This window comes from Bartonella sp. HY761 (assembly GCF_026743145.1).
Lineage (GTDB): Bacteria > Pseudomonadota > Alphaproteobacteria > Rhizobiales > Rhizobiaceae > HY038.
Genome location: NZ_CP104887.1, coordinates 99,492 through 124,157 on the forward strand (window position 1 = coordinate 99,492; position 24,666 = coordinate 124,157).

Below are 24,666 nucleotides of genomic sequence, written 5' to 3' on the forward strand. Positions count from 1 at the left end.
GATTTATACCTTTTTTGGATGAACGCAAGTCTCTTCACGCAAACTCTACTGCTAAACGATAATTTTTCGTCAAAAAATGTTTTACCATCAAAATGCACGAAAGTTTAGCCGTTTAAATCTAACTTATCCAGATGCTCAATAGATAAATGATTCCCTTATTGCTTATGCCCATTTTTATGCAACCAGCTTTGCAAATAGTGCGTAATTTTTTCGTCATCGCTTTGGGCAATATTAAAGCGCATGAAATCAGATTTTGTTTGTGATAGTGAAAATACATTGCCGGGGGCAAGGATGATATTTTGCTTTAAAGCATCTTGAGCAAGATCGGCACTATCAAGACCATTGGGTAATTGCGCCCAGATAAATATGCCTGCTTGCGGTTTAATGGCAATTTTAAAGCCCATATTTTCAAAGCGCGGTAATAGTCGCGAAGTAAGACGGGCAAGATTGCCGCGTAAATTATCGCAATGGCGGCGATAACTGCCATCTTTTAATATTTGATAAATGACTTCACCGGCAAAATTAATACCGCCCATGGCCGTTGCAATACGCAAATCCGATAATTTGCTCATCCAATCTTTGGGTGCAACAATATAACCACAGCGCATTGATGCCGAAATAGTTTTAGAAAAACTTCCGGTTAATGCGACTTGTTTTAAGCCATCAAAGGCTGAAAAACGCGGCGCCGGTTCATATTCAAAATCGGCAAAAACGTCATCTTCAATGACCATCATATGATTGTTTTCAATGATCTTTAAAATGCGATGGGCTTTGAGCGGTGACAAAATCGCTCCGGTTGGATTATGCATAGCAGAATTGGTAATATATAATTTAGGGCTATGATCACTCACCAGTTGGGCAAAAACTGTTTCATCAGGACCATCACTTAAATAGGGAACACCAAATGTTTTTACGCGGTGGGCGCGTAAGGTGGCTAGAAAATTAAAATAGCATGGATCATCGACAAGAACCGTATCACCCGGTTCTAAAAGTAACCGGCACAGCAAATCCAGTGATCCCGTCGCGCAATCAGTTAGTAAAATCATGTCGGGCGACGCCTCAATACCATAATCGGTTAAACGGCGAGCAATTTGTGTGCGCAAACCAATATGACCTTGTGCTGGTCCATAATCAGTCATAGCGGTTGATTTGGCGCGAGCAATTTGGCGTAAGGGTTTAGCTAGAATTTCTTCGGCTAACCAGTGACTTGGCAGCCAACCGCATCCTGGTTTTAAGAATTCTGTACCACTTTCAAGCGACTGGCGTGATACCCATAGGGGATCAATCATACGATCAAGCTGCGGCCCCATCTGTGCAAGGTCAAGCGGCTCATTATGTCCAGATACGAAAAATCCCGCACCTTTTTTGGCGCGTATAATACCTTCATTACAAAGCCGCTCATAAGCTTCAACCACGGTTGATTTGGAAACGCCCATTTTTTCTGCAAAACCACGGATAGAGGGCAAACGCTCACCTGCGGCTAAATGGCGGGTCGCGATACGCTCTCGGATCTCAGCCATCACAAATTCAACCCGTGTTATTGGCGCTGTTTTTTGTTTATCAACCATATTTGCCATGACACTCATTCGTCGCTAGCCTTTTCCTGTGGTTCAGTGATCTATCTTTTATAACTGTACTTATATTTTTAACGGTACAGTTTAATTAAATTGTACTGTACTGTATCTAGTGATTTTGCGCAATAGTGACTAAAAACAAAGAAAATAACGCTGATATTTTGTTAAAATGGCAAATTTTCATCAGCGAATTGCAAATCATAAAATTTATAAGGGCAAGAAAATGTCTGAAGCTTCACTTCATATTACCAATGTTGGTTCAACAGTTACAAAAGCTAAGAAGTCCAATGGTTATTTAAGCGGCTTTTTAGGGGTGGCTATTTTTGCAGGGTCCTTGCCTGCCACTCGCATTGGTGTTTTGGATATGAATCCCTATTTTTTAACCACGGCGCGTGCCACCATTGCCGGTATTTGTGCAATTTTAGTGGTTTATTTGCTTAAAGCTAAACTACCACAAAGAAGTGATGTCTTTAGTCTTATTTTGACCGCTCTTGGCATTGTTGTAGGCTTTCCTTTATTTTCAGCCCTTGCACTCCAATATACAACGTCCGCACATTCTTTAGTTTTTACCGCTCTCATGCCGTTGATGACGGCAATTTTTGCGGTATTGCGCGCAGGCGAGCGGCCCAAGTCAATATTTTGGCTGTTTGCGATTATTGGTAGTTTGTGCATTGTTGCTTACTCATTATTACAAGGTTTTTCAGCCGCGCCGATGGGCGATATTTTTATGCTCCTCGCGATTATTTCAGCCGGCCTTGGCTATGCGGAAGGGGCTAAATTGTCTCGCCGCCTTGGTGGCCCCTTGGTTATCTCTTATGCTTTGATTATATCATTGCCATTAATGATTGTTCTAAGCATTGTATTTCGCCCTAGTGATTTTAGTGCCATTTCGATGAATGGTTGGCTTGCCCTTGCCTATGTTAGCCTATTTTCAATGTTTATCGGCTTTTTCTTTTGGTATAAGGGACTGGCTGAAGGCGGTATTGCCAAAATTGGTCAATTGCAATTATTGCAGCCCTTTATGGGCATGATATTATCAGCAGTTATCTTGCATGAACATGTTGATATAATGATGGTTGTTGTGTCCATTGGTGTTATTGGCTGCGTATTTGGTGCACGGCGCTTCGCTTAATCTGTTTAATATTCTTCGACAGTTTATAATCAACCAATAAAAAAGCCGGATAGAAACTATCCGGCTTTTTAATTTATTTCAGCTTTATAAAAGCTTATTTTGCAGCTTTTTTATTGCGATTGTCTTTTTTCTCAACAATACGAGCAGCCTTACCAGTTAGGCCGCGCAAGTAGTAAAGCTTCGCACGACGAACTTTACCGCGGCGAACAACTTCAACACCTTCAACAAGTGGAGAATAAACTGGGAATACACGTTCAACGCCTTCACCAAAAGAGATTTTGCGAACGGTAAATGTTTCTTGCAAGCCGCCGCCTTTACGAGCGATACAAACGCCTTCATAAGCCTGTACGCGGGTACGTGTACCTTCAGTAATACGTACGAGAACGCGAACTGTGTCACCAGGTTGGAAAGCAGGCAAAACGCGCTTTGCTTCAATCTTTGCACATTGTTCAGCTTCGATCTGAGCAATAATATTTGTCATAATGTAAGACCTTCTTGTTCTTCTCAACAAGCCAGAACGCCCAAACACTTGTTTGATAAATATTTATCTTCAAACTATGCCAATTGGCAGGAGCGGATAATCTCGTTATTGATTTTAAGGATCTAGAAAATAGATTTCTAAAACTTGTGAGTAGCCCTTACACTAGCAAAGGTGATAAATCAAGCTTTACTCGTATTTTTACAATATTTATCCCAAAGGTCAGGTCGCCGCTCTCGGGTAATATTTTCGGCCTGCTGTTGGCGCCAAGCATTGATCGCCTTATGATTACCAGAGGTTAAAACATCAGGAATGGCAATGCCTTCAAACTCTTGTGGTCTGGTATAATGGGGATGCTCAAGAAGATCGGCTTCAAAGCTTTCAACACTTGCTGATTCCATATTGCCCATAACACCGGGTAAAAGCCTGATAATTGCGTCAAGAATAACCAAAGCTGCGGTTTCACCACCCGATAATATATAATCACCAATTGATATTTCTTGTAAATTTCTCTGATCGATGACCCTTTGGTCAACACCTTCAAAGCGGCCGCAAATAAAGGTTGCGCCATCAAGGGAGGCAATTTCATGCGCCATGGCTTGATTAAATGGTTTGCCGCGTGGGCTCATTAAAAAACGCGGCAAATGGGCAGGGGTCGAATCAATCGCACTTGCTAAAACATCCGCTTTCATTACCATGCCTGCGCCACCGCCCGATGGCGTATCATCAACATTACGGTGACGGCCTGTTGCAAAATCACGAATCTGTATTGGGTTGCACGACCAAATTTCCTGCTGCAATGCTTTGCCGGCTAATGATTGACCAAGAAAGCCCGGAAACATTTCAGGATAAAGCGTTAAAATATGCGCATTAAAGGCCATAACAAATGATCCGCTATTGAAGGTTAGTTTTTAACAAGTGAGCTATTGGCTAATTTTTGTGCCTCTGCAAGTTCTGCATCGGTAAATTCATCTTCTTTTTCGCTCACCAATCCGGCAAGAACGGGGTCTATAATGATTTTACCGCCAGCAATATCAATAGTTGGAATCGCTGCTTGAGTAAAAGGAATAAAGACGAGCTTACCGGTTTTATCACTCATTTCAATAAGATCGCCGGCACCAAAATTATATAGGCTTCGCACTTTACCAATTGGCGTATTGTCAAGATCATGGACTGCAAGACCGATGAGATCCTCAAGATAAAATTCATCTTCCTCAAGGTCTGCAGGTAACTGATCGCGCTCAACAAAGATTTCTTTGCCATTAAGACCTTCGGCCTTTTCACGGCTATCAATACCGGCAAGTCTTGCAACCAACATATCTTTTTGCGGGCGCAGGGACAAAATTTTGATATTGTTGCCATTAGCATCATAAAGTGTCCCATAATCACCCAAGGCAAGTGGGTCACTTGTAAAGCTTTTTATACGCACTTCGCCTTTAATGCCATGGGCTGCACCGATTCGGGCTAGTAATACTGGCTTATTGAGCTTTACCATGATTTATCCAAACCTCATTTTGACTTATTGGAGGATGTTTAAAAAATCGTCTTAAAAATAAAGTTGCTTTTTTCATGTTTTATGTGGATAAATAACATAAAATATACCACGATTTATTTAAACTTATCCCTATAATTATGCCCTGTATTTTACACTGAGCTAATTTTTAAATTTTATTATGCGAAATAATAATTAAAAAGCCGCGCAATGCGCGGCTTTTTTAAATTGTCTAAAATATCCTTATTATATTTTAAAAATAAAACACAAAAGAAGAATTAGAAAGGGAAATATTTCAATTAAATATCAGTAACTTAATTGAAAAATCCGCCAAAGGCTTAAATACCAAGATTGCCAAAACGATTCTTGAACTTGGATACGCGGCCACCACGGTCAACAAGACCCTGTGATCCACCAGTCCAAGCTGGATGAGAATTTGGATCGATATCAAGGTTAAGAGTATCGCCTTCTTTGCCCCATGTTGAACGGGTCATGTATTCTGTACCATTGGTCATAACAACCTTGATGGCATGATAATTTGGATGAATGTCAGCTTTCATTATCGTTTCCTGAACTTTATTCCGCTAATCCCAATTTGAGGGGTGCGAACCAACTAATCTTTTGCTAAAGAAAACCTATCTAACATTACAGGCTTTCAAAAATCAGATTCTGCCTATACATCAGCATGACGACGATAACAAGGGCACAAAGTAAAATGGCATTATTTCGCGGCAAAAAAGATGAAAAAAACAGTAAAAACCAAAAAAATGGTAAAAAGACGCGACCGTTAAAGGTACTTTTCCCCTATATCAAGCGCAATCGCGGCATTTGTTTGGGCGCACTTATTTCATTAATTGTTGCAGCTCTTGTTATGTTGGCATTACCTATTGCCATTCGTCGTATGCTGGATCACGGTTTTTCCGATAGCAGCGGCGAAATGATTAATTCCTATTTTGTCATGATGCTAGCCTTAGCAGCCATTTTAGGTCTTGCCTCTGCAGCGCGTTATTATTTTGTTATTACCCTTGGTGAAAAAGTCGTCAATCATTTACGTAGTGATGTTTTTTCTCATGTGGTTGATTTGTCGCCGGGTTTTTATGATCGCTCTCATTCTGGTGAGATCGTCTCGCGCCTTTCAGCCGATACAACCCAAATAAAATCCGCTGTGGGTGCTAGCGTGTCTGTCGCCTTGCGCAATATTATTATGGCGGTGGGCGCCGTGATTATGATGATTATCACTAGCCCGAAATTATCAACACTGGTATTAATCACCATTCCCATCATTGTTATTCCGCTTATTGCTTTTGGCCGTAAAGTGCGTGTACGAACCCGTAAAGCACAGGATAGGCTAGCAGAGGCTAATGCTTTGGCGGGTGAGCAAATTGCGGCAATCCGCACAGTACAAGCTTTTAATGCGCAAAATTTTGTTTCATCGCAATTTAAGAAACTGGTTGATAAGGCGTTTAATGCGGCGCGCCAATCGGTGCAATCACGAGCTTTTTTAACCGGATTTGCTATTTTTCTCGTCTTTGGCAGCGTCGTTGCTGTTTTATGGATTGGCTCTAATGACGTGCTTGCCGGCAAAATGAGCGGCGGCACTTTAGGTCAATTTGTGTTATATGCGGTTTTTGCAGCAAGCTCCTTTGGGCAATTATCCGAAGTTGGCGCCGAACTTGCCCAAGCAACGGGCGCGGCTGAACGTATTGCTGAATTATTGGACGAAAAGTCTGATATTACCAAGCCACAAAATGCGCGCGCCATTGTTAAGGATATGGGCGACAGTGTGCGTTTTGATGATGTTTCCTTTACCTATCCAACAAGACCGGATTTCCAAGCCACTCATCATTTGAGTTTTGCAGTGGAGCAGGGTGAAAATGTAGCCTTTGTTGGGCCATCGGGGTCTGGTAAGAGCACAATTTTTGCGCTTTTGTTGCGTTTTTATGATCCACAAAGCGGTAAGATTTTTATAAATGGTCAAGAGCTTACCCTAGCTGATCCTACTGATATACGCGACCATATTGCTTATGTTCCACAAGATGTTGCTATTTTTGATGGTACGATGCGTGATAATATTGCCTTTGGCCGCCCTGATATCAGTATGGCAGAGATTGAGAATGCAGCGCGAGCTGCCAATGCTTATGATTTTATTCATGAATTGCCCAATGGTTTTGATACTGAAGTTGGCGAGCGCGGTGTTACTTTGTCAGGCGGGCAAAAGCAGCGCATTGCCATCGCGCGTGCTATTTTGCGTAATGCACCAATATTACTGCTAGATGAAGCAACCTCAGCCCTTGACGCAGAAAGTGAAATGCTTGTGCAAAAAGCACTGGAAAAATTAATGGAAGGGCGCACTACATTGGTCATTGCCCATCGCCTTGCGACCGTTTTAAAAGCTGATCGCATTATGGTTATGGAAAATGGTCACATCGTTGAACAAGGAAAGCATGAAGAACTGGTTGAAAAGTCGGGTCTTTATGCCCGTTTAGCGCATCTGCAGTTTTCAAACCATGTCTAATGCGAAAATTTTGGCTTCTATTCACCATTATAAATTTATAGTTTTGCTTGCTTAAGAGATAAAATATGACAACGCGTCAAACGGCTGATGATCTTATCAAAGAATTTATGCGCCATCACCCTAAAGGCTTTGACTTGTCTTTAGGGCGCATTAGTGATCTTTTAGAAAAATTAGGTTCACCGCAAAATAAATTGCCGCCAATTTTCCATATTGCTGGCACTAATGGCAAGGGTTCTGCCAGTGCCTATTTAAGATCGCTATTGGAAGAAGCCGGCTATGGTGTCCATGTCCATACGTCTCCTCATCTTGTCCATTGGCATGAGCGTTATCGCCTTGCGCAAAATACGCGTGCTAGCCAAAATGGTCAAAAAACAAGTAGCCAATTTGTTGATGATGGCGTTTTAGCCGATGTTTTGCAGCGTATTAACACGGCAAATGCCGGTGCAGCGATTACTGTTTTTGAAATATTGACTGCTGCTGCCTTTTTGCTTTTTGCCGAGCATCCTGCCGACGCAATTATATTGGAAGTGGGATTGGGTGGTCGTTTTGATGCCACTAATGTCATCGCAAGCCCAGCCGTCTCGCTGATCATGCCAATATCGTTAGACCATCAAGCCTTTTTGGGCGATACAATTGCTGCCATTGCCGGTGAAAAGGCTGGCATTATCAAGAAAAATTGTCCGGTGGTGATTAGCGCGCAACAAAGCGATGAGGCTTTAGATGTTTTAACTACTCTTGCCCAAAAAAATCACGCACCGACTTATATTTTTGGCCAAGATTTTACCGCTTATGAAGAACATGGGCGCATGGCTTTTCAAAATGAACAAGGCTTGATTGATTTGCCATTGCCACAATTAAATGGTGCTTATCAAATTCAAAATGCGGCTAGTGCTATTCAAGCGGTAAAAGTTGCCGGCTTTGCAATTCAAGATGAGCAAATTGCTAACGCTTTACGTCATGTTTATTGGCCGGGGCGAATGCAAAAATTAGTATCAGGTGCATTGCTCGATCATGCTGCAAAAAATTGCGATATTTGGATAGATGGCGGTCATAATCCTGCAGCTGGCGCAGTTACGGTTGCGGCATTAAAGAAAATTATGAGCAATCAATATGATCGGCTTTATCTCATTGCTGGTATGATCAACACCAAGGATAGCCAATCCTATTTTGAAAATTTTGCTTGCCTATCGCCAATGGTCTTTACTGTGCCGGTGCAATCATCCGATGCGGGTATTGATCCAAAGGATCTGGCTGCAATGGCAAAAGCTGCTAAGCTTGATGCAACAGCAACTGGTTCGATTGATGAAGCTTTGCAGGAAATTGCAACTATAAATGATGAAAGCAAACGCAGCCTTATCTTGATTTGCGGCTCGCTTTATCTTGCAGGTGACGCCTTAAACCAAAATGGCACACCACCGCGCTAAAATGACTTATTTGCCCCAAAGCTTTAACGGCGGCAAGGTTTTAGTGCGTTGCTTTATCGCTTCAAGATCTGTTGGCTTATAATCCCATAAGTCAACACCGACATTGATGCTTTTATTGGTGCCTTGCCACTTATCATGGACATGACCAAAAAGATGTAAGCTACCATGGTGGTCGCCGTTCCAGCTTAAAAGTGGATAATGGCAAAGCACTAATTTGGTTTCACCATCGCTCAGCTCAAAAAGATCATGAATACTTGCCCATGGCAGGCGCTTGACGCTGCTGTGATCATGATTGCCAATGATGAGATGTTTTTGCCCGGGAATAGAGTTGAAAAGGGCATTTAATAATGCGGCATCTTTGTTTTTTTTGCCGCAATAAAAATCGCCAATGATCCAAAGATGATCGTCTTGCATGACACAGTCTTGCAGATTTTGCAGCAAGGCGGCATCCATATCATCTGTATTTTCAAAGGGGCGATCGCAATAATGAAGAATATTCTTATGGCCGAAATGCGGGTCGGCAGTATACCAATGTTTCATGGCGCGAATTTTATCACAGGAAATAGCGGCTCACAATGCGCACTTTGATAAAAAAAATGGCTGTTGCATTAATCAAACACAGATGCTTGATATTTTAAGCAAGTCGACAAAATTAGAATTATAATACTATAATTGCGATTCAATCGGCAGCCAACTAATAAGCTGCACAAAAAGTCGCCGCCAAATTGATGTTTTGGGGTCGTGTTTATAAATCTCAAGCTTATCATCTTCAATGTCATGCCAATTTAAACGGTCTTTTTTATCAAGCATCACTTCATAGCTCATATCATCATTGATTTCTTCGCAAAAAAGTTGATCCATCATGATAGCGATTTCACGGCAATCAAATAAAATGCCCATTTCGGTGTTAAGCGATGCCGAGCGTGGATCAAAATTGAATGAGCCAACAAAGCCACGCTCACGGTCGATCAAAAAAGCTTTGGTATGTAAGCTTGCATGGCCTGAACCAAAAAGCCGCAAATGGTGATGACCACTATCGGCCTTTAACTCATAAAGCTTAACGCCGCCTTTTAATAGTTTTTTGCGGTAGCACATATAGCCGCCATGCACTACAGCGACATCGGTTGCTGATAGGGAATTGGTGAGAATTTGCACATCACAACCATCAGCTGCAATTTTGGTTAAATGCTCGCTGCCTGCAATACCTGGAATAAAATAGGGCGATGTTATTTGTAAATTGGTGCTTGCCTCATTGATAAAGGGCATTAAAATTTCCATAAGCCAATTATCTGCGCCTTTATTAAGGGCTTTTTCTGGTGGGTCTGAAATGACTTTCACCATATCAGCCGCAATGAGACGACCATTTTTTTCTAAAAAATGATGAAGTCCCAAATGATGGTGCAAATAATCAAGATAGGGGCGAGCCTTTGCCGATTTGCGGAAAAGCCGCAATTTTGTTTTCCATTTATCAGGGTTTTTAAGCGTGCGCGGTAGGGTTAGGGCATGAATTGGCAAAACCACTTCGCTATTCCAGAATGTATCAAAAATGCTTTCAGCATTGCGTACCTCTGGTCCAATGAGTATGAGATCAAGATCACGAAAATTAGACTTCTGCCCCGCACCAAAATAGGCGTCACCAATATTGCGTCCCCCAACAAAGGCAAGGCGACCATCGGCAATAAAAGCCTTATTATGCATACGCCGTGTTACAGTTAAGGCGCGCAGGGCCATTTCTAATCCACGTTGCAAACCATTTTGACGGGTACGCGAAGGATTAAACATGCGGATTTCGATATTTTGATGTTGGTCAAGAGCTACATAAGCGCGATCACGGCCTTGCGCATTAATATCATCCAGAATGAGCCGCACTTTGACACCGCGATCTGCCGCTTCAACAATTTCGTTAAGCAAGAGCCGCCCCGTTACGTCATCGTCCCAAATATAATACATCATATCAAGGCTGCGCTCTGCCATGCGTGCTGCAAGAACGCGGGCGGCAAAAGCATCAAGATTATTAATCAATAGCGACAGGGCATTGTAACTTACGCCAAGGCCATTACGCTCATGGGCAATTTTTTGCACCAATTGATCTATCTGGGTTGCATTTTCTTCCAAAGGCAAAGCATAAGAGGGTTCGCCGCGTGCTTGTTTAGCAAAGCGACCATAAGTATAGACGGCAAGAATGGACGCGAGTGCAATAATAATTACAATCAGCAAAAATATTTTTAAAAAGTCAAATATGCTATCCATTTGCTCCAAATGATGAAAACTCCCTTGATGGTTTTATTGGAACTCTGCTAAAACAACCACATTCATATCAGTTATAATTATTTGAAGTTCATGACATATTTATGTATGAACCATAGACTTATCAATGAAGCCTATTAAAAGATTTTTGAAAATTAACTGTCATATTATCCTGCATGTAAAAATGAAAAAATCATATTTGCGGCACAGCACATTTGCTAATGCAGATGTTACAAAAACTGCATCGCAGTTTTTAACGATCAAGACATGGCAACAACAAGATAGAGATAAAAATGAGCGCGCAAGCCGACCCTTATTGGAAAAGCAATGTTATTATCGTCACCCTTGGTGCTTTTACCACCATTGTCGGTATGACATTGCTGCTGCCAATATTGCCGCTCTATATTGCTGATCTTGGTGTTGATAAACCATCTTCCATTGCATCATGGTCAGGTATTACCTATGGCATAACCTATTTTGCCGCAGCTCTTGTCGCACCACTTTGGGGGCGGCTTGGTGATCTTTATGGCCGCAAATTGATGTTGGTGAGGGCAAGCTTTGGCATGGCAATTTCCATTGCTTTAATGGGCATGGCAACATCAATTGAGCAATTATTTTTCTTGCGGCTTTTAACTGGTCTTGCTGGCGGCTATGCCTCTGGTGCAGCTATTTTAGCAGCAACACAAGCACCGCGCGATCAAACCGGATGGGCGATTGGCCTTGTTTCATCAGGTATTATGGCTGGTAATTTCTTAGGGCCATTAATTGGTGGTATTTTACCAATTTATATTGGCATCAGAGCCTCTTTTTGGGTTGTTGGTTTGGTTATATTTATTACCTTTTTGGCAACGACATTCATGTTAAGAGAAAATAAAAGCCTATTTCAAAAACGTGATGTACCAGATAAGGCGCAAAGTAAACCTTGGCGTAGCGTTATGACTGTACCAGTGATTATTGCTTTGACCACCGCAATGTTATTGATGTTTGCAAATATGTCAATTGAGCCAATTATTACTCTTTATGTTCAACAATTAATGACTGTTGATGTTGGTGATTTGCCACAATCTCATTTACAGGGCGTGACTTTTTGGGCTGGTATTATTATGTCGGTGACGGCCCTTGGTAGTGCATTATCAGCTAAACGATTAGGTGGCCTTGCCGATAAAGTTGGCTATCAACCGGTTTTGATTATCGCGATGCTTTGTGCGGGGCTTTTGCTTATTCCGCAGGCCTTTGTTACCTCACCCTTGCAGCTTGCAATTTTACGCTTTTTCTTAGGTGTTGCTTTAGGCGGACTTATTCCATGCATTACCGCTAGTTTACGGCAAAATATTAGTGATGATAAGCTTGGAACCGTGCTAGGTCTATCGGTTTCTTGCCAATATGTTGGGCAGGTTTTAGGGCCGTTAATGGGGGGCTATATTGGGGGCTATTTTGGTATGGAGCCCGTATTTTTTATTACCGCTTTTGTGCTTATTCTTTGTGCTTTGGGCAATATGCTTTTATTGGTAAACAAAAAATAGAACATTTGGCTCATTTTCAAGTTTGCCTAAAAGCTCTATTTTTATGTTTTATGTAAAAAATGTTTAAATAAACAAGAATTAAGTCTTTGGGCAAATTACAATGTGCCAAGGCGCAATAAATCGTGGAAATGTAAAATCCCAATCGGTTTATCATTCTCCACCACCAATAAGGCGCTTATTTTATATTCATTAAGTAAGGCCATTGCTGATGCAGTAATCGCATCTGGATTTACGGTTTTCGGTGATTTTGTCATAACATCATCAACCTTTAATTGTGAAAGGTCGCGGTTACAGTTGCGCGCAAGGTCACCCTCAGTCACGATACCGCTGAGTTTGCCATTATCATCAATAACTGCAACACAGCCAAAATGCTTTGCCGCAAGCTCTTGCATAGCAAGCGGCATTGGTGTGCCCAACTTTACCAGTGGTATACTGTCATTTTTATGCATGATATCACGTACAAAGCTTAAACTTGCGCCAAGCGAACCACCTGGATGATAAATCTTGAAATCACTTGCCGAAAAATGTCGTGCTTCAAGTAGAGACACAGCCAAAGCATCGCCAAGCGCCAATTGCATACCGGTTGATGTTGTCGGCGCAAGGCCATGCGGACAAGCTTCCTCAGCTTTTGGTAGCAACAAAAGAATATCAGCTTGCCGACCAAGGGCTGAATCTTCACCGGAGGTCAATGCAATCAGCGGAATTTTAAAGCGACGTGAATGGTTTAATATGCCTTTAAGTTCTGTTGTTTCACCAGACCAAGAAAGCGCAAGAATGACATCATTGCGGCCAATCATGCCAAGATCACCGTGATTGGCTTCTGCTGCATGAACAAAAAATGCCGGTGTTCCAGTTGAGGCAAGGGTGGCTGCAATCTTTGCGCCAATGTGGCCGCTTTTGCCAAGTCCTGTTACAACCACGCGACCATTTATGCCGGCAATAGTTTGTACTGCGGTTAAAAATGGCTCTGAAAGACCATTTTTTAAAGCTTGCTCTAGCGCTTCAAGCCCAGCCTTTTCATTTTGCACTGTTTTGAGCGCAGAATGAATAACAGATTGCTTGTCGATGCTTGTTGTGTCTGCAATTTTTTCCATGATAATATCAAATAAATTAAATTTCTATCGCCGTCTATAAAATTATCGATAACAGCTTTCAGTGCTGTAGTTTTTCGATTTAAATATAGCCGCCATTTAAAAAATTAAAGTCAGGAAGCAGCTAAATTAAAGCTACCCTGACTTTAACAAATCAAGCCGATATATTGTAAATCAAGAGGGCTGATTTACAATTATGATTTTTGGGCATTATTCAATAATTCGGTTAGCGGACCTATAATCCTATTGCGCATGTCATCACGTTCTAAACCAAAGGCGACATTGGCTTCAATAAAACCAACTTTTGAGCCGCAATCAAAGGTTTTACCTTGGAAGTGATAGCCATAAAATTCTTGGTTTTTTGCAAGCTTTTTCATACCATCGGTTAATTGGATTTCATTTCCTGAACCGCGTTCTTGGTGGGCAAGAATATCAAAAATTTCAGGCTGAATAATATAACGGCCATTAATAAATAAGTTTGATGGGGCGCTACCAGGTGCTGGCTTTTCAACCATTTCAGTAATTTCAAAACCATTGGCAATGTTGTTGCCTTTGCCAACAATACCGTATTTATGGGCTTCTTCTGCAGCGCATTCTTGCACCGCAATAATATTGCCACCCGTTTCATTATAAAGGCGCACCATTTCAGATAGGCAACCTTGTTGAGATTGCATGATCATGTCGGGTAATAAAAGGGCAAATGGCTCATTGCCAACAAGTTCGCGCGCGCACCATACAGCATGACCAAGACCTAGGGGATCTTGTTGGCGGGTAAAAGACGTTGTGCCCGGCAAAGGTTGCAACTCTTGCAAATGGTTTAGTTCTTCTTTTTTGCCACGCGATTCAAGATTTTGGTATAATTCAACTTGCGCATCAAAATAATCCTCAATCACCGCCTTATTACGGCCGGTAACAAAAATCAAATGCTCAATACCAGCGGCGCGTGCTTCATCAACCACATATTGAATAACGGGCTTATCAACAACAGTCAGCATTTCTTTAGGCACTGTCTTCGTTGCAGGAAGAAAACGAGTGCCAAGACCGGCAACAGGAAAAACCGCTTTACGAATTTTGCGCAAGGAAATACCCCTTTTATAATATAGGCTTAAAAGCCGTTAAACTGCGTTATAAAGTACCATAATTTTTTACATATATCCCATTTAATTACAATACACCCTTTTGCCGCATTTGTAATGATATTTGATATTGTTAAAATTGCTGGCTCATCAAATATTGGGTAATTGCATGTTGTGCCAAAACCCAAATTGGCTTTAATGAAAAATGCATAAAAGAGAGGCGATGATTAGCTAGAAATGAAATTTAGCGGCGGCAATCTTTATCCATAAATGCGTAAACGGTAGAAAATGTCTAACAAAAAAGCAGTTAATTTTGAAGTCAACTACGGCTCGTCCTTAACAGGTGGCTTAACTATGCCGCTGGTACCCGTTGAGCAAGGAATTGTCGACTATGTAAATGAAATGGAGAATTTCTATTATGATGATGGAATATGCATAAACGAAACTGCCTTTGGGTTTATTGAAAGATGTATCGCTGAAAATGTGCGTGATAATTATTGCCATTGGGGCATAACAAAAATTGATAACGAGGAATGGGAGATCATCGTCACCGCAGTGAAGGATGTGGTTAGTGATTGGCGAAACGCTAAAAGCATAATAGATGTCATGGCTAGCCTCAATCGTTTTGAGGATGATGGTTTTTATCAAAAATTATATTTTGAAAAAACGCGAAAAGAATTTTTAAACTTTGCTGAAGAGTTTTTGCTCTGGGGCAATGGGGTGTTTGAAAAATACAAGACTATGGTTGTATTGGGCATTTGATGGGTGGGTTTATCGTTATTGACTCAGGTAAAATTGTGCCGATAGCCACTCCTTATTTGTAAAAAATCCCTATTAAAAATAAAAGCCCCTTTGGCAAAACCAAAGGGGCTTTTGTTTAAGCATTTTTAAAATTTACATATGCAAAGGCTTAGCAAATGTAGCAAGCGCTGCTTCACGTACTGCTTCCGACATGGTTGGATGTGCGTGGCAAGTACGGCCAAGATCTTCTGATGAGCCACCAAATTCCATGAGCACGGCAATTTCGTGGATCATTTCACCAGCACCATAACCAAGAATATGACCACCAAGAACCCGGTCGGTCTTTTTGCAAGCTAGGATTTTTACAAAACCGTCTGTATGCTGCATCGAGCGTGCACGACCATTAGCAGTAAATGGAAATTTACCGACATTGTATTCAATGCCAGCAGCTTTTAATTCTTCTTCCGTTTTACCAACAGACGCAACTTCTGGCTGGGTATAAACAACACCCGGAATCACATCAAAATTAACATGGCCTTTTTGACCAGCCAAAATTTCAGCGACAGCAACACCTTCATCTTCAGCCTTATGGGCAAGCATTGGGCCTTTAACCACGTCACCAATAGCATAAACGCCATCAATATTGGTTTTCCAATGATTGTCAATTTCAACACAGCCACGATTGTCAAGCTTAACGCCAACTTCTTCGAGTCCAAGACCAGTTGTGTAAGGCTTACGACCAGTTGCAACCAAAACAACATCACCATGAAGCGATTGGGTTTCGCCGCCACTTACAGGTTCATAACGCACCGTTGCACCCATGAAGCCATTTTCAACACCGGTTACTTTAGCGCCAAGCTTATAAGTAATGCCTTGCTTTTCCATAAGTCTTTGGAAGTTGCGCGATACTTCGCCATCCATGCCGCCAAGGGCTTTATCAAGATATTCAACAATTGTTACTTTTGTACCAAGACGCGCATAAACTGAACCAAGTTCACTACCAATAACACCCGCACCAACGACAATCATTGTTGATGGAACTTTGGTTAGCGCCAAGGCACCGGTTGATGAAATGATGGTTTTTTCATCAAATTCAAATTCAACACCAGGGATACCTGCAACATCAGAGCCAGTTGCAATAACGATGTTTTTGGTTTCAACAGTTTGAACACTGCCATCTTCAGCAGTTACTTCAATTTTGCCTTGAGCAACAATTTTACCAGTGCCAATAAAAGTATCAACCTTGTTCTTTTTAGCTAGAAAGGCAACACCGCTAGTATTGGCATCAATAACGCTTTGCTTGAATTCCATCATTTTGGCAAAATCAAATTCCGGCTTGCCAATTTTAACACCGATTGAATCATAGCCATGAGAGGCTTCGGCATATACTTCTGAAGCATGAAGCAATGCTTTTGATGGAATACAGCCAACATTGAGGCATGTGCCGCCAAATGTTTTACGCTTTTCAATCATTGCGGTTTTAAGCCCTAATTGGGCAGCTTTAAATGCACAAACATAGCCGCCTGGGCCTGAACCGATCACCACAACATCATAAGACATGATTCTTCCTTTTGCTTTGGGTTTTCCCATCGTTTATCGGTGATTAGCATAAATTATGTGAGTCTCAAAAACAAAGTTGAGGCAAATGACAAATTTTATTGTCTTTGGTTTAAATATTATGTTGGTAAAATTTATTTAATCCTAATTAATGATAGACCAAATAATTATATACATAATGCAATAGAAACCGTGGTGAAAAAGCAGGTTTTCAAGGTTTTTGCATATTGGATTTTTAAAGTTAAAATTTTTTTGTGTTGGTTGTAATAAAATTGTTATATTTTTATTCTTAATATGCAGTTGTAAATTACATTTTCTGTTTGAAAAAAATTGTGATTAATGTAGGCTTCGTTTATTAAGCTAGTAAAATGAGATTTTTGCTTAGACTTTTAACAAATTGCTTATTGGTGGTCTTAATTAAAACTACCTATTAAAAAGGTTAAGATTTTAATGAAAATGTCAAATAGCAAGTTTTAATAAAATTTAAGCATATTCTTCAATAATACATTGATGACTAATTGGGATTATATATGCAAGCTTTTGATGTTATCATTTATCATAATCCACGTTGCAGTACTTCGCGTGATGTTCTCGATATGATCAGGGCAAGTGGTATAGAGCCCCATATCATCGAATATCTTAAAACACCTCCATCAGCATTAATGTTGAATATCTTGGCTAAACGCTCCAGTATTGAGTTGCGTGATTTTATCCGCACCAAGGAAGAAGCTTATAATAAATTTGGTCTTGATGACCTAACGCTTAATGATGAACAGATTTCTGCGCTGATGCACGGATATCCAGAACTTATTAATCGACCAATTGTTGCGTCGCCAAATGGCGTTAAATTGTGCAGGCCGGCAACAAGCGTTAATGAATTATTGGTTCAAAATTAAAAAGTCTGGCGCTCATTTTGATGGTTATACCATATTTATATGGCTAATACGAATAAGACACAAAGAATAGGACTAGTTTATAAATAGCATTGTTGGTTAAGGCTTTGAAAATTGGTTTAACATAAGTTTATTGCAAGCCGCTTCTCTTTTGGGGAGGTGTACAAGGACTGGACGTATTGAACATATGGCAGATCTCGGTATTCAACAAAAAAGACGTATGAGGGGGGTTGATTCTCCTGCCTTTCGCAAGCTAATCTCAACTGTTGGTTTTATTGTCCCAATGATAGGAGTTGCTACCGCGAACCCTTTGTTAAAAAGTGATGAATATGTAATGTTTTTGCCCGATATTGCCTATGAGCAAAGCGATGGCAAATATGTTGCAGGTGTGCAGGCCTGGGTCTATGAAAAACAAAGACGACCCGGCTTAACTCAAATGCTCGCGCTTTTTTTAGGGATTGATCTGTCAAGCCTTACCCCTGCAGAACGCCAACGCTTTTATGAACGCACACAATTATTTCGGGTTGATTCAGAGCGGGGGAAGCAAATTCTCGTTACCGATATTGCTGGTAATCGCCATAGCTTACCTTTGACTAAGCGTAGCGGCAGAACAGGTGATGTTGTGGCCATTTTACCACCACAGCCTTTTGGAGAAGAAAATAAAAAAATATTTTTTGAATTAAATGGTCGAGGTAAGCCTGCCAATCATAATCAGGCAACGGCGTATTTTGCTCCTAAAAGTGGTCTATCCATTGTTTCAGATATTGATGATACAATTAAAGAAACCAAGGTTGGGAAAACCCGGCAAGTATTGATCAAAACATTTCTAGAGGAGTTTGTGGCTGTTGATGGCATGAGTGAATGGTATAGCGATCTTGCCAATGATAAGGAGGTTGCTTTTCATTATGTTTCATCTTCGCCTATTCAGCTTTATCCGCTCTTATCTGAGTTTATGAATAAGGCGGGCTATCCCGAAGGCAGTATGCATCTGCGCGAAACAACCCGCTGGACCGAAATTGTGCCACGCGGTGCAGCGCGCTTGCATAAGCCATCTTCCATTGAACGTTTGGTCAAGGCTTACCCAAATCGCCATTTTATTTTAATTGGTGATTCAGGCGAGCATGATCCGACAATATATGCAGATTTTATGCGTAAATATCCCAATCAAATCATTGGTATTTGCATTAGAGATGTTTCATCTGAGGGAGTAACCAAAAATTACGCAGAAATTTTTGCAGGTTTACCTGCGGAACAATGGTTGGTTACTAATTCGGTTGAAAAAATGCGGTTGGCTGTCAATCAATGGCGCAGCGCCCACGGCTATTAATATTTTTAGAAATATTTAAACGGCAGAGTGTTGTTGCATTTAAAGTGATGGCGCTATGCGTCTTGTCGCCAATATTGTTGTGAAGCGGCAATTTGGGGACTCGCTAGCTTATTAAAATATATCCAATAGAGTGCCAACAATCTTCATTTTACTTAGCGCATCTTGAAATATGCTCAAAAATCGATAGAGCACATGGTGAAGAGAAGAAAACCTTAATGGCATTTTGCTGCATTTGTTATTTTTTTGAGTGAAAGATGATCGCCTCAGCAAATTGAATGCGTCATAATTTAATTTTTTTTATTTAACCATGCCTCATATCGACCAATTATGGCGAAATCTCCCAATTTGCGTCAAATTTCCTAAGATCAAAACAGAAATATCACTTAGAAATCCTATAAATTTACGCTAAGGCTGTGAATAACTTAACTGAATTATGACCACAATAAGGAAATCTTACCAATTGCGGCAGGTCATTTCCAAAATTGGGCAAGGAAGCGTCTGCTTCTTTTACTAATAGAATTTTCCAAATAACTTTTTCAAAAAGCTTTGATCAATGTTCAAAATCTACCGTAAATTATTTAAAATATTGAATACCTGATTTTTAATATCATTTATTTGTAATTGAAATAAATCAATCGATATTTTTTTAATATAAAAATATAAAAAATTTAATTTAAATAATTATAGGAATATAATTAATATAAATTTACTTAAAATAAAAGATTTATCATTTTGATACAATTTTTTAAAAATTTCTTCGATTTGATATTATCAAATTTTCAACACAGCATCGCCATATATTACCCTTAGGTCAGCAGTCATTAACCAATATTATCAATAACAATTGGAAATGATATGTCTTCTGCCCTTAGCCGAGCTGTGTGTTTGCTTGGTGCAATTGCAATGCCGCTTATTACTCTTATGCCTCAAACTGCATCTGCAGCTAGCCAATGTGGACGTGCTTCTTGGTACGCGCTTTACTCCAAAACAGCTTCAGGTGAGCGCATGAATCCATCAGCTATGACCGCCGCGCACCGCTCCTTGCCATTAGGCAGCAAAATCCGTGTTGTCAACAAAGCTAATGGTAAATCAGTTGTGGTGCGCATTAATGATCGCGGACCTTTCATTCGTGGCCGCGTGCTTGATCTATCTAAAGGTGCAGCCCGCGAACTTGGCTATATAAGTGCTGGTCACGCCGCTGTTTGCTATGAGCGTATTAGCTAATATACGCTGCCAATACCAAGCGCTATAAAACTATTGTTTCGAGTGCTTCTAAATTGCAGCTTTATACCCACAAAGTTTGATATATTTGCCAAACTGTTAGCTTGCGAAATTGCTAGTTTTTCTATAAGGAAAAAATAGTGGTAAAGCCTAGCGATTATATTAATAGAAAAATGATCGCTATTTATGGCCGCGACGCTTGCAATTGAAAACCCCTTAAGGTTTTATATGCGAATATATCAAGATATTGTAAATGCAAAATTGCTTTCTCATTATCTTGGAATTTTTTAGCATTGATTGTACTGCTATTTGGCTAAAATAGTTGTCAATCAATGGTAAGTGGGCTGGGATATCGCGTGATCGTGATGTTCTTCTTAGTAAACATAAGGGTAGCTATTGCTTTTCAAGCATAGGCCCCAATTTGAAGTGGCAAGTGACGCAAAATGGCGCGTATTGTGATGAAATTCGGAGGAACCTCCGTTGCAGATATCGACCGCATCCGTAATGTAGCACGTCACGTTAAACGTGAAGTTGACGCAGGCAATGAAGTTGCTGTTGTTGTTTCAGCAATGGCAGGAAAAACCAATGAATTGGTAGCATGGACAAAGCAGGCCTCTGCCATGCATGATGCACGCGAATATGATACGGTTGTGGCATCGGGTGAACAGGTAACGGCTGGTTTATTAGCTATTGCCTTACAAGATATGGGTATTGATGCGCGTTCATGGATGGGGTGGCAAATCCCAATCCGCACAGATAGTACCCATAGTTCAGCACGTATTCTTGACATTGACCCAACTATTTTGCTTGAGCGTTTCGCGCTTGGTCAAGTTGCGGTTATTGCAGGCTTTCAAGGGATTGCACCTGATAATCGCATTGCAACCCTTGGGCGCGGTGGTTCTGATACCAGTGCTGTGGCTATTGCTGCGGCAGTAAAAGCTGATCGTTGTGATATTTATACTGATGTTGATGGCGTTTACACCACAGATCCAAGAATTGAGCCAAAAGCACGCCGTTTGCACAAAGTTGCCTTTGAAGAAATGCTTGAAATGGCATCATTGGGTGCCAAGGTTTTACAAGTGCGCTCGGTCGAGCTTGCTATGGTTCATAAAGTGCGTACCTTTGTACGTTCTAGTTTTGAAGACCCCGATGCTCCGGGAATGGGCGATTTAATCAATCCACCAGGAACACTTATTTGCGATGAGGATGAAATCGTGGAACAACAGGTTGTAACAGGCATTGCCTTTGCTAAAGACGAAGCACAAATTTCTTTGCGCCGTATTGATGATCGCCCCGGCATCTCTGCTGCTATTTTTGGCCCATTAGCCGAAGATCATATCAATGTTGACATGATCGTACAGAATATTTCTGAAGATGGTTCAAAAACCGACATGACCTTTACCGTTCCATCGAGCGATGTGGAAAAGGCAGTCAAGATTCTTGAAGCCGATAAAAATGATATTGAATTTGATGCGATTCAATCGGAAACTGGCCTTGCTAAGGTTTCCGTGATCGGTATCGGCATGAGAAGCCATGCGGGTGTTGCTGCAACCGCGTTTAAAGCTATGGCTGAAAAAGGCATCAATATCCGTGCGATTACCACATCAGAAATCAAAATTTCAATTTTGATCGATAGCGCCTATACCGAACTTGCCGTGCGTACATTGCATGCAATTTATGGTCTTGATAAGGACTAAGAATTAATTGTTGGATTGACTTTTGCCGGTTTTATAACTTGTTTGATAAAAGTCTAATCTTATTCGATGAAAAAAGACAAGCCTTCACCATTAAGTTGAGGGCTTGTTAAATACAGATTGATAAATCGATTATTTTCTAACAAGGCCCATTTACAAAAAAATGTGTTTGGCTTTTAATAGTATGATAACGATTACATTCGACATGTTATCTTTTTTATTATAATGGAATATGCTCTATTCGACGAATATTTTTGAATAATCAATAGCTGCAACAAGCATCAGAAGAATGTATTTTAGGGCTATTCAATTATTTATTCAAAACCGTCGAAATTAAATATTATTATGTGGTTGGGTGAAATCGTTTTAAAATAATGATCTTGCCAATGAGTGGGAGCCCGTCAAGCCAATGCCAAAGGTCGAAACCGGTCCAAGACTACTCTTAAGAAGAATGCGTGAACTCATGGCTGATGCCATGGAGCCACAGGCACGTCTTGATCTTATTGTGCGCGAAATAGCCCATAATATGGTGACTGATGTTTGCTCTTTTTATGTATTGCGCTCTGATGCAGTTTTAGAGCTTTATGCAACCCAAGGACTTAATCCTGAGGCGGTACACCTTGTACAATTGCGTCTTGGACAAGGGCTTGTTGGCACGATTGCCGCTAATGCTACACCGCTAAACCTTTCCAATGCACAAGTCCACCCGGCCTTTGCCTATTTGCCTGAAACGGGAGAGGAAATTTATTCTTCATTTCTTGGCGTGCCAATATTGCGCGCTGGCCGCACCTTGGGTGTTTTGGTGGTACAAAACCGCGAACAGCGCATTTATAATGATGACGAGGTTGAGGCGTTAGAAACTGTTGCTATGGTGCTTGCTGAAATGATCGCCGCTGGTGATTTGCCGCGCGTATCTCTTAACAGTGTAGATATTGACTTGCGCCGCCCCTATACGCTTAACGGACGCGCGTTAAATGAGGGTATTGGTCTTGGTACAGTTGTTTTGCATGAACCGCGCATCGTGGTTACCAATCTTTTCAATGAAGATATTGATCTGGAGCTGCAAAAGCTTACCACGGCGATGGATTCGCTAAGACTGTCCATTGATGATCTATTGGCGCGCGGTGATGTGGCGCGTGAAGGTGAACATCGTGATGTGCTTGAAGCTTATCGCATGTTTGCCAATGATAATGGTTGGATGCGCCGTCTTGAAGAAGCTATTCGCAATGGTTTGAGTGCTGAGGGTGCGGTTGAAAAAGTGCAAAGCGATACCCGCGCCCGTATGCTTAATTTGACCGATCCCTATTTGCGTGAGCGCCTTTCAGATTTTGATGACCTTGCCAATCGTTTGCTTTATCAGTTGATGGGAAGTAGCCGCGAAGATATTGCTGCAAGTGTTGGTAAGGATGCCATTATTGTCGCGCGTACTATGGGCGCAGCAGAACTGCTTGATTACCCTCGCGGCTCGGTGCGTGGGCTTGTTTTGGAAGATGGTGCTCCAACCAGTCACGTTACAATCGTTGCTCGCGCCATGGGCATTCCGGTTGTTGGGCAAGCAAAAGGTGCTGTGTCATTATCTGAAAATGGCGATCCAGTGATTATTGATGGTGAAGAGGGGCGCTTGCATTTGCGCCCTGCCATTGATGTTGAAAAAGCCTATGCCGAAAAAGCGCGTTTTCGCGCTCGTCGTCAACAAGCCTATCGTGATTTGCGTGATGTACCAGCATTAACCCGCGATGGTCAAAAAATCATTATGTTGATTAATGCAGGTCTTTTGGTTGATCTGCCGCAGCTTTTTGAGTCTGGCGCTGAAGGTGTGGGGCTTTTCCGCACCGAATTGCAATTTATGATCGCATCAACCTTTCCGCGCTCTAACGAGCAAGAGCAGCTTTATCGCTCGGTCTATAAGGAAATCGGTGATAAGCCAGTAACGTTTAGAACTTTAGATATTGGCGGCGATAAGGTTTTGCCCTATTTCCGCTTTAAAGAGCAGGAAGAAAATCCCGCTCTTGGCTGGCGTGCCATTCGCTTGACACTGGATCGGCCTGCTTTAATGCGTACCCAATTACGCGCTTTGCTAAAAGCATCTATTGGCCGCGAATTGCGGGTGATGCTACCCATGGTAAGCGATGTGAGTGAAATTCATCGCACCAGAGAACTAATTGACCGTGAGATTAATTATCTTGACCGCTTTGGTTATGGCCAGCCAACACGAATCAAGCTTGGTGCCATGGTGGAAGTACCAGGGCTTTTATTCCAACTTGATGAATTGATGGAAGTGGTGGATTTTGTTTCCGTTGGTTCTAATGATTTATTTCAATTCCTTATGGCGGTTGATCGCGGTAACTCGCAAGTTGCCAACCGTTTTGATCAGCTTTCAGTGCCGATGTTACGCGTTTTACGCAATATTATCCGCGCAGGTGAAAGAGCTGAAAAGCCTGTTACGCTTTGCGGCGAAATGGCAGGAAAACCGATAACCGCTATGGCTTTAATTGGGCTTGGCTATCACCGTATTTCGATGACGCCATCATCGATCGGGCCGGTAAAAGCAATGCTATTGTCGCTTGACGCACAAGATTTACGTAAAAATCTTGATGATATTTTGGATAGCCGTGATACGGGTATTAATATGCGTGAATTTTTGCTGCAATATGCTGAGGATAATAATATCAGCCTTTAAG

20 protein-coding genes are annotated in these 24,666 nt (G+C 41.3%); 10 read left to right on the forward strand and 10 right to left on the reverse strand.

Translation table 11 applies throughout. From position 1 onward, the window contains the following. Positions 1–155 precede the first annotated feature (155 nt). Entirely contained in the window at positions 156–1,577 is a 1,422-nt protein-coding gene (locus N6A79_RS00415) for an aminotransferase-like domain-containing protein (protein ID WP_442784289.1), read from the reverse strand. A gap of 220 nt (positions 1,578–1,797) precedes the next feature. On the opposite strand from N6A79_RS00415, the gene N6A79_RS00420 reads away from it, so the two are divergent. Further along, positions 1,798–2,706: a DMT family transporter gene (locus N6A79_RS00420; protein ID WP_268546546.1), complete on the forward strand. Its 909-nt coding sequence runs from the start codon at positions 1,798–1,800 to the stop codon at positions 2,704–2,706. Positions 2,707–2,800: 94 nt separating this feature from the next. Here the strand turns inward: N6A79_RS00420 and rplS are convergent, their stop codons facing one another. The 4 genes from rplS to rpmE form a co-directional block, all read right to left on the reverse strand. Continuing rightward, positions 2,801–3,187 carry a 50S ribosomal protein L19 gene (rplS, locus tag N6A79_RS00425; protein WP_182418384.1) on the reverse strand — a complete coding sequence of 129 codons (387 nt, stop codon included), beginning with the start codon at positions 3,185–3,187 and terminating at the stop codon, positions 2,801–2,803. A gap of 179 nt (positions 3,188–3,366) precedes the next feature. Continuing rightward, entirely contained in the window at positions 3,367–4,065 is a 699-nt protein-coding gene (gene trmD / locus N6A79_RS00430) for a tRNA (guanosine(37)-N1)-methyltransferase TrmD (protein WP_268546547.1), read from the reverse strand. A gap of 23 nt (positions 4,066–4,088) precedes the next feature. Next, complete coding sequence (rimM, locus tag N6A79_RS00435) at positions 4,089–4,679, reverse strand: ribosome maturation factor RimM (RefSeq protein ID WP_268546548.1); 591 nt, start codon at positions 4,677–4,679, stop codon at positions 4,089–4,091. A 335-nt stretch (positions 4,680–5,014) separates the two neighbouring features. After that, entirely contained in the window at positions 5,015–5,236 is a 222-nt protein-coding gene (gene rpmE, locus N6A79_RS00440; protein ID WP_182418387.1) for a 50S ribosomal protein L31, read from the reverse strand. A 155-nt stretch (positions 5,237–5,391) separates the two neighbouring features. Between rpmE and N6A79_RS00445 the strand changes: the two genes are divergently transcribed. Together N6A79_RS00445 and N6A79_RS00450 are read left to right on the forward strand one after the other, a co-directional pair. Continuing rightward, positions 5,392–7,191: an ABC transporter transmembrane domain-containing protein gene (locus N6A79_RS00445; RefSeq protein WP_268546549.1), complete on the forward strand. Its 1,800-nt coding sequence runs from the start codon at positions 5,392–5,394 to the stop codon at positions 7,189–7,191. Positions 7,192–7,298: 107 nt separating this feature from the next. Continuing rightward, positions 7,299–8,615: a bifunctional folylpolyglutamate synthase/dihydrofolate synthase gene (locus N6A79_RS00450; RefSeq protein WP_442784290.1), complete on the forward strand. Its 1,317-nt coding sequence runs from the start codon at positions 7,299–7,301 to the stop codon at positions 8,613–8,615. Between the two features lie 6 nt (positions 8,616–8,621). Here the strand turns inward: N6A79_RS00450 and N6A79_RS00455 are convergent, their stop codons facing one another. Together N6A79_RS00455 and N6A79_RS00460 are read right to left on the reverse strand one after the other, a co-directional pair. Further along, positions 8,622–9,155 (reverse strand): metallophosphoesterase, encoded by a 534-nt coding sequence (locus N6A79_RS00455; protein ID WP_268546551.1) that lies wholly within the window; start codon positions 9,153–9,155, stop codon positions 8,622–8,624. A 126-nt stretch (positions 9,156–9,281) separates the two neighbouring features. Beyond that, positions 9,282–10,865, reverse strand: coding sequence for a phospholipase D family protein (locus N6A79_RS00460; RefSeq protein WP_268546552.1), 1,584 nt, complete (start codon positions 10,863–10,865; stop codon positions 9,282–9,284). Between the two features lie 290 nt (positions 10,866–11,155). Between N6A79_RS00460 and N6A79_RS00465 the strand changes: the two genes are divergently transcribed. Further along, positions 11,156–12,385, forward strand: a complete 1,230-nt coding sequence (locus N6A79_RS00465) for an MFS transporter (protein WP_268546554.1) — start codon at positions 11,156–11,158, stop codon at positions 12,383–12,385. 95 nt (positions 12,386–12,480) lie between these two features. Here the strand turns inward: N6A79_RS00465 and N6A79_RS00470 are convergent, their stop codons facing one another. Together N6A79_RS00470 and galU are read right to left on the reverse strand one after the other, a co-directional pair. Beyond that, complete coding sequence (locus N6A79_RS00470; protein ID WP_268546555.1) at positions 12,481–13,479, reverse strand: KpsF/GutQ family sugar-phosphate isomerase; 999 nt, start codon at positions 13,477–13,479, stop codon at positions 12,481–12,483. A gap of 191 nt (positions 13,480–13,670) precedes the next feature. After that, on the reverse strand, positions 13,671–14,555 hold the full coding sequence (gene galU, locus N6A79_RS00475; RefSeq protein WP_442784239.1) for a UTP--glucose-1-phosphate uridylyltransferase GalU: 885 nt from the start codon (positions 14,553–14,555) through the stop codon (positions 13,671–13,673). Positions 14,556–14,840: 285 nt separating this feature from the next. Here galU and N6A79_RS00480 point away from each other — a divergent pair, with 285 nt between their 5' ends. Continuing rightward, entirely contained in the window at positions 14,841–15,314 is a 474-nt protein-coding gene (locus tag N6A79_RS00480) for a hypothetical protein (RefSeq protein WP_268546556.1), read from the forward strand. A gap of 132 nt (positions 15,315–15,446) precedes the next feature. Here N6A79_RS00480 and lpdA read toward each other — a convergent pair whose 3' ends face one another. After that, entirely contained in the window at positions 15,447–16,853 is a 1,407-nt protein-coding gene (gene lpdA / locus N6A79_RS00485; protein WP_268546557.1) for a dihydrolipoyl dehydrogenase, read from the reverse strand. 527 nt (positions 16,854–17,380) lie between these two features. On the opposite strand from lpdA, the gene arsC reads away from it, so the two are divergent. The 5 genes from arsC to ptsP all read left to right on the forward strand — a co-directional run bounded on the left by arsC (position 17,381) and on the right by ptsP (position 24,665). Beyond that, entirely contained in the window at positions 17,381–17,746 is a 366-nt protein-coding gene (gene arsC / locus N6A79_RS00490) for an arsenate reductase (glutaredoxin) (protein WP_268546558.1), read from the forward strand. A gap of 184 nt (positions 17,747–17,930) precedes the next feature. Next, positions 17,931–19,070: a phosphatidate phosphatase App1 family protein gene (locus N6A79_RS00495; protein ID WP_268546559.1), complete on the forward strand. Its 1,140-nt coding sequence runs from the start codon at positions 17,931–17,933 to the stop codon at positions 19,068–19,070. A gap of 903 nt (positions 19,071–19,973) precedes the next feature. Further along, entirely contained in the window at positions 19,974–20,294 is a 321-nt protein-coding gene (locus N6A79_RS00500) for a septal ring lytic transglycosylase RlpA family protein (protein WP_246708240.1), read from the forward strand. A gap of 440 nt (positions 20,295–20,734) precedes the next feature. Further along, entirely contained in the window at positions 20,735–21,988 is a 1,254-nt protein-coding gene (locus N6A79_RS00505) for an aspartate kinase (RefSeq protein ID WP_182418399.1), read from the forward strand. A gap of 406 nt (positions 21,989–22,394) precedes the next feature. After that, the gene (gene ptsP / locus N6A79_RS00510; RefSeq protein WP_262079408.1) at positions 22,395–24,665 is read left to right on the forward strand and encodes a phosphoenolpyruvate--protein phosphotransferase; all 2,271 of its coding nucleotides are present in this window, start codon (positions 22,395–22,397) and stop codon (positions 24,663–24,665) included. Position 24,666: the final 1 nt, after the last annotated feature.

Coding starts and splice junctions, on each gene's coding strand:
- N6A79_RS00415 (WP_442784289.1), bottom strand. CDS start 1,577: ATGGCAAATATGGTTGATAAACAAAAAACAGCGCCAATAACACGGGTT.
- N6A79_RS00420 (WP_268546546.1), top strand. CDS start 1,798: ATGTCTGAAGCTTCACTTCATATTACCAATGTTGGTTCAACAGTTACA.
- rplS (WP_182418384.1), bottom strand. CDS start 3,187: ATGACAAATATTATTGCTCAGATCGAAGCTGAACAATGTGCAAAGATT.
- trmD (WP_268546547.1), bottom strand. CDS start 4,065: ATGGCCTTTAATGCGCATATTTTAACGCTTTATCCTGAAATGTTTCCG.
- rimM (WP_268546548.1), bottom strand. CDS start 4,679: ATGGTAAAGCTCAATAAGCCAGTATTACTAGCCCGAATCGGTGCAGCC.
- rpmE (WP_182418387.1), bottom strand. CDS start 5,236: ATGAAAGCTGACATTCATCCAAATTATCATGCCATCAAGGTTGTTATG.
- N6A79_RS00445 (WP_268546549.1), top strand. CDS start 5,392: ATGGCATTATTTCGCGGCAAAAAAGATGAAAAAAACAGTAAAAACCAA.
- N6A79_RS00450 (WP_442784290.1), top strand. CDS start 7,299: ATGCGCCATCACCCTAAAGGCTTTGACTTGTCTTTAGGGCGCATTAGT.
- N6A79_RS00455 (WP_268546551.1), bottom strand. CDS start 9,155: ATGAAACATTGGTATACTGCCGACCCGCATTTCGGCCATAAGAATATT.
- N6A79_RS00460 (WP_268546552.1), bottom strand. CDS start 10,865: ATGGATAGCATATTTGACTTTTTAAAAATATTTTTGCTGATTGTAATT.
- N6A79_RS00465 (WP_268546554.1), top strand. CDS start 11,156: ATGAGCGCGCAAGCCGACCCTTATTGGAAAAGCAATGTTATTATCGTC.
- N6A79_RS00470 (WP_268546555.1), bottom strand. CDS start 13,479: ATGGAAAAAATTGCAGACACAACAAGCATCGACAAGCAATCTGTTATT.
- N6A79_RS00480 (WP_268546556.1), top strand. CDS start 14,841: ATGTCTAACAAAAAAGCAGTTAATTTTGAAGTCAACTACGGCTCGTCC.
- lpdA (WP_268546557.1), bottom strand. CDS start 16,853: ATGTCTTATGATGTTGTGGTGATCGGTTCAGGCCCAGGCGGCTATGTT.
- arsC (WP_268546558.1), top strand. CDS start 17,381: ATGCAAGCTTTTGATGTTATCATTTATCATAATCCACGTTGCAGTACT.
- N6A79_RS00495 (WP_268546559.1), top strand. CDS start 17,931: ATGGCAGATCTCGGTATTCAACAAAAAAGACGTATGAGGGGGGTTGAT.
- N6A79_RS00500 (WP_246708240.1), top strand. CDS start 19,974: ATGCCGCTTATTACTCTTATGCCTCAAACTGCATCTGCAGCTAGCCAA.
- N6A79_RS00505 (WP_182418399.1), top strand. CDS start 20,735: ATGGCGCGTATTGTGATGAAATTCGGAGGAACCTCCGTTGCAGATATC.
- ptsP (WP_262079408.1), top strand. CDS start 22,395: ATGCCAAAGGTCGAAACCGGTCCAAGACTACTCTTAAGAAGAATGCGT.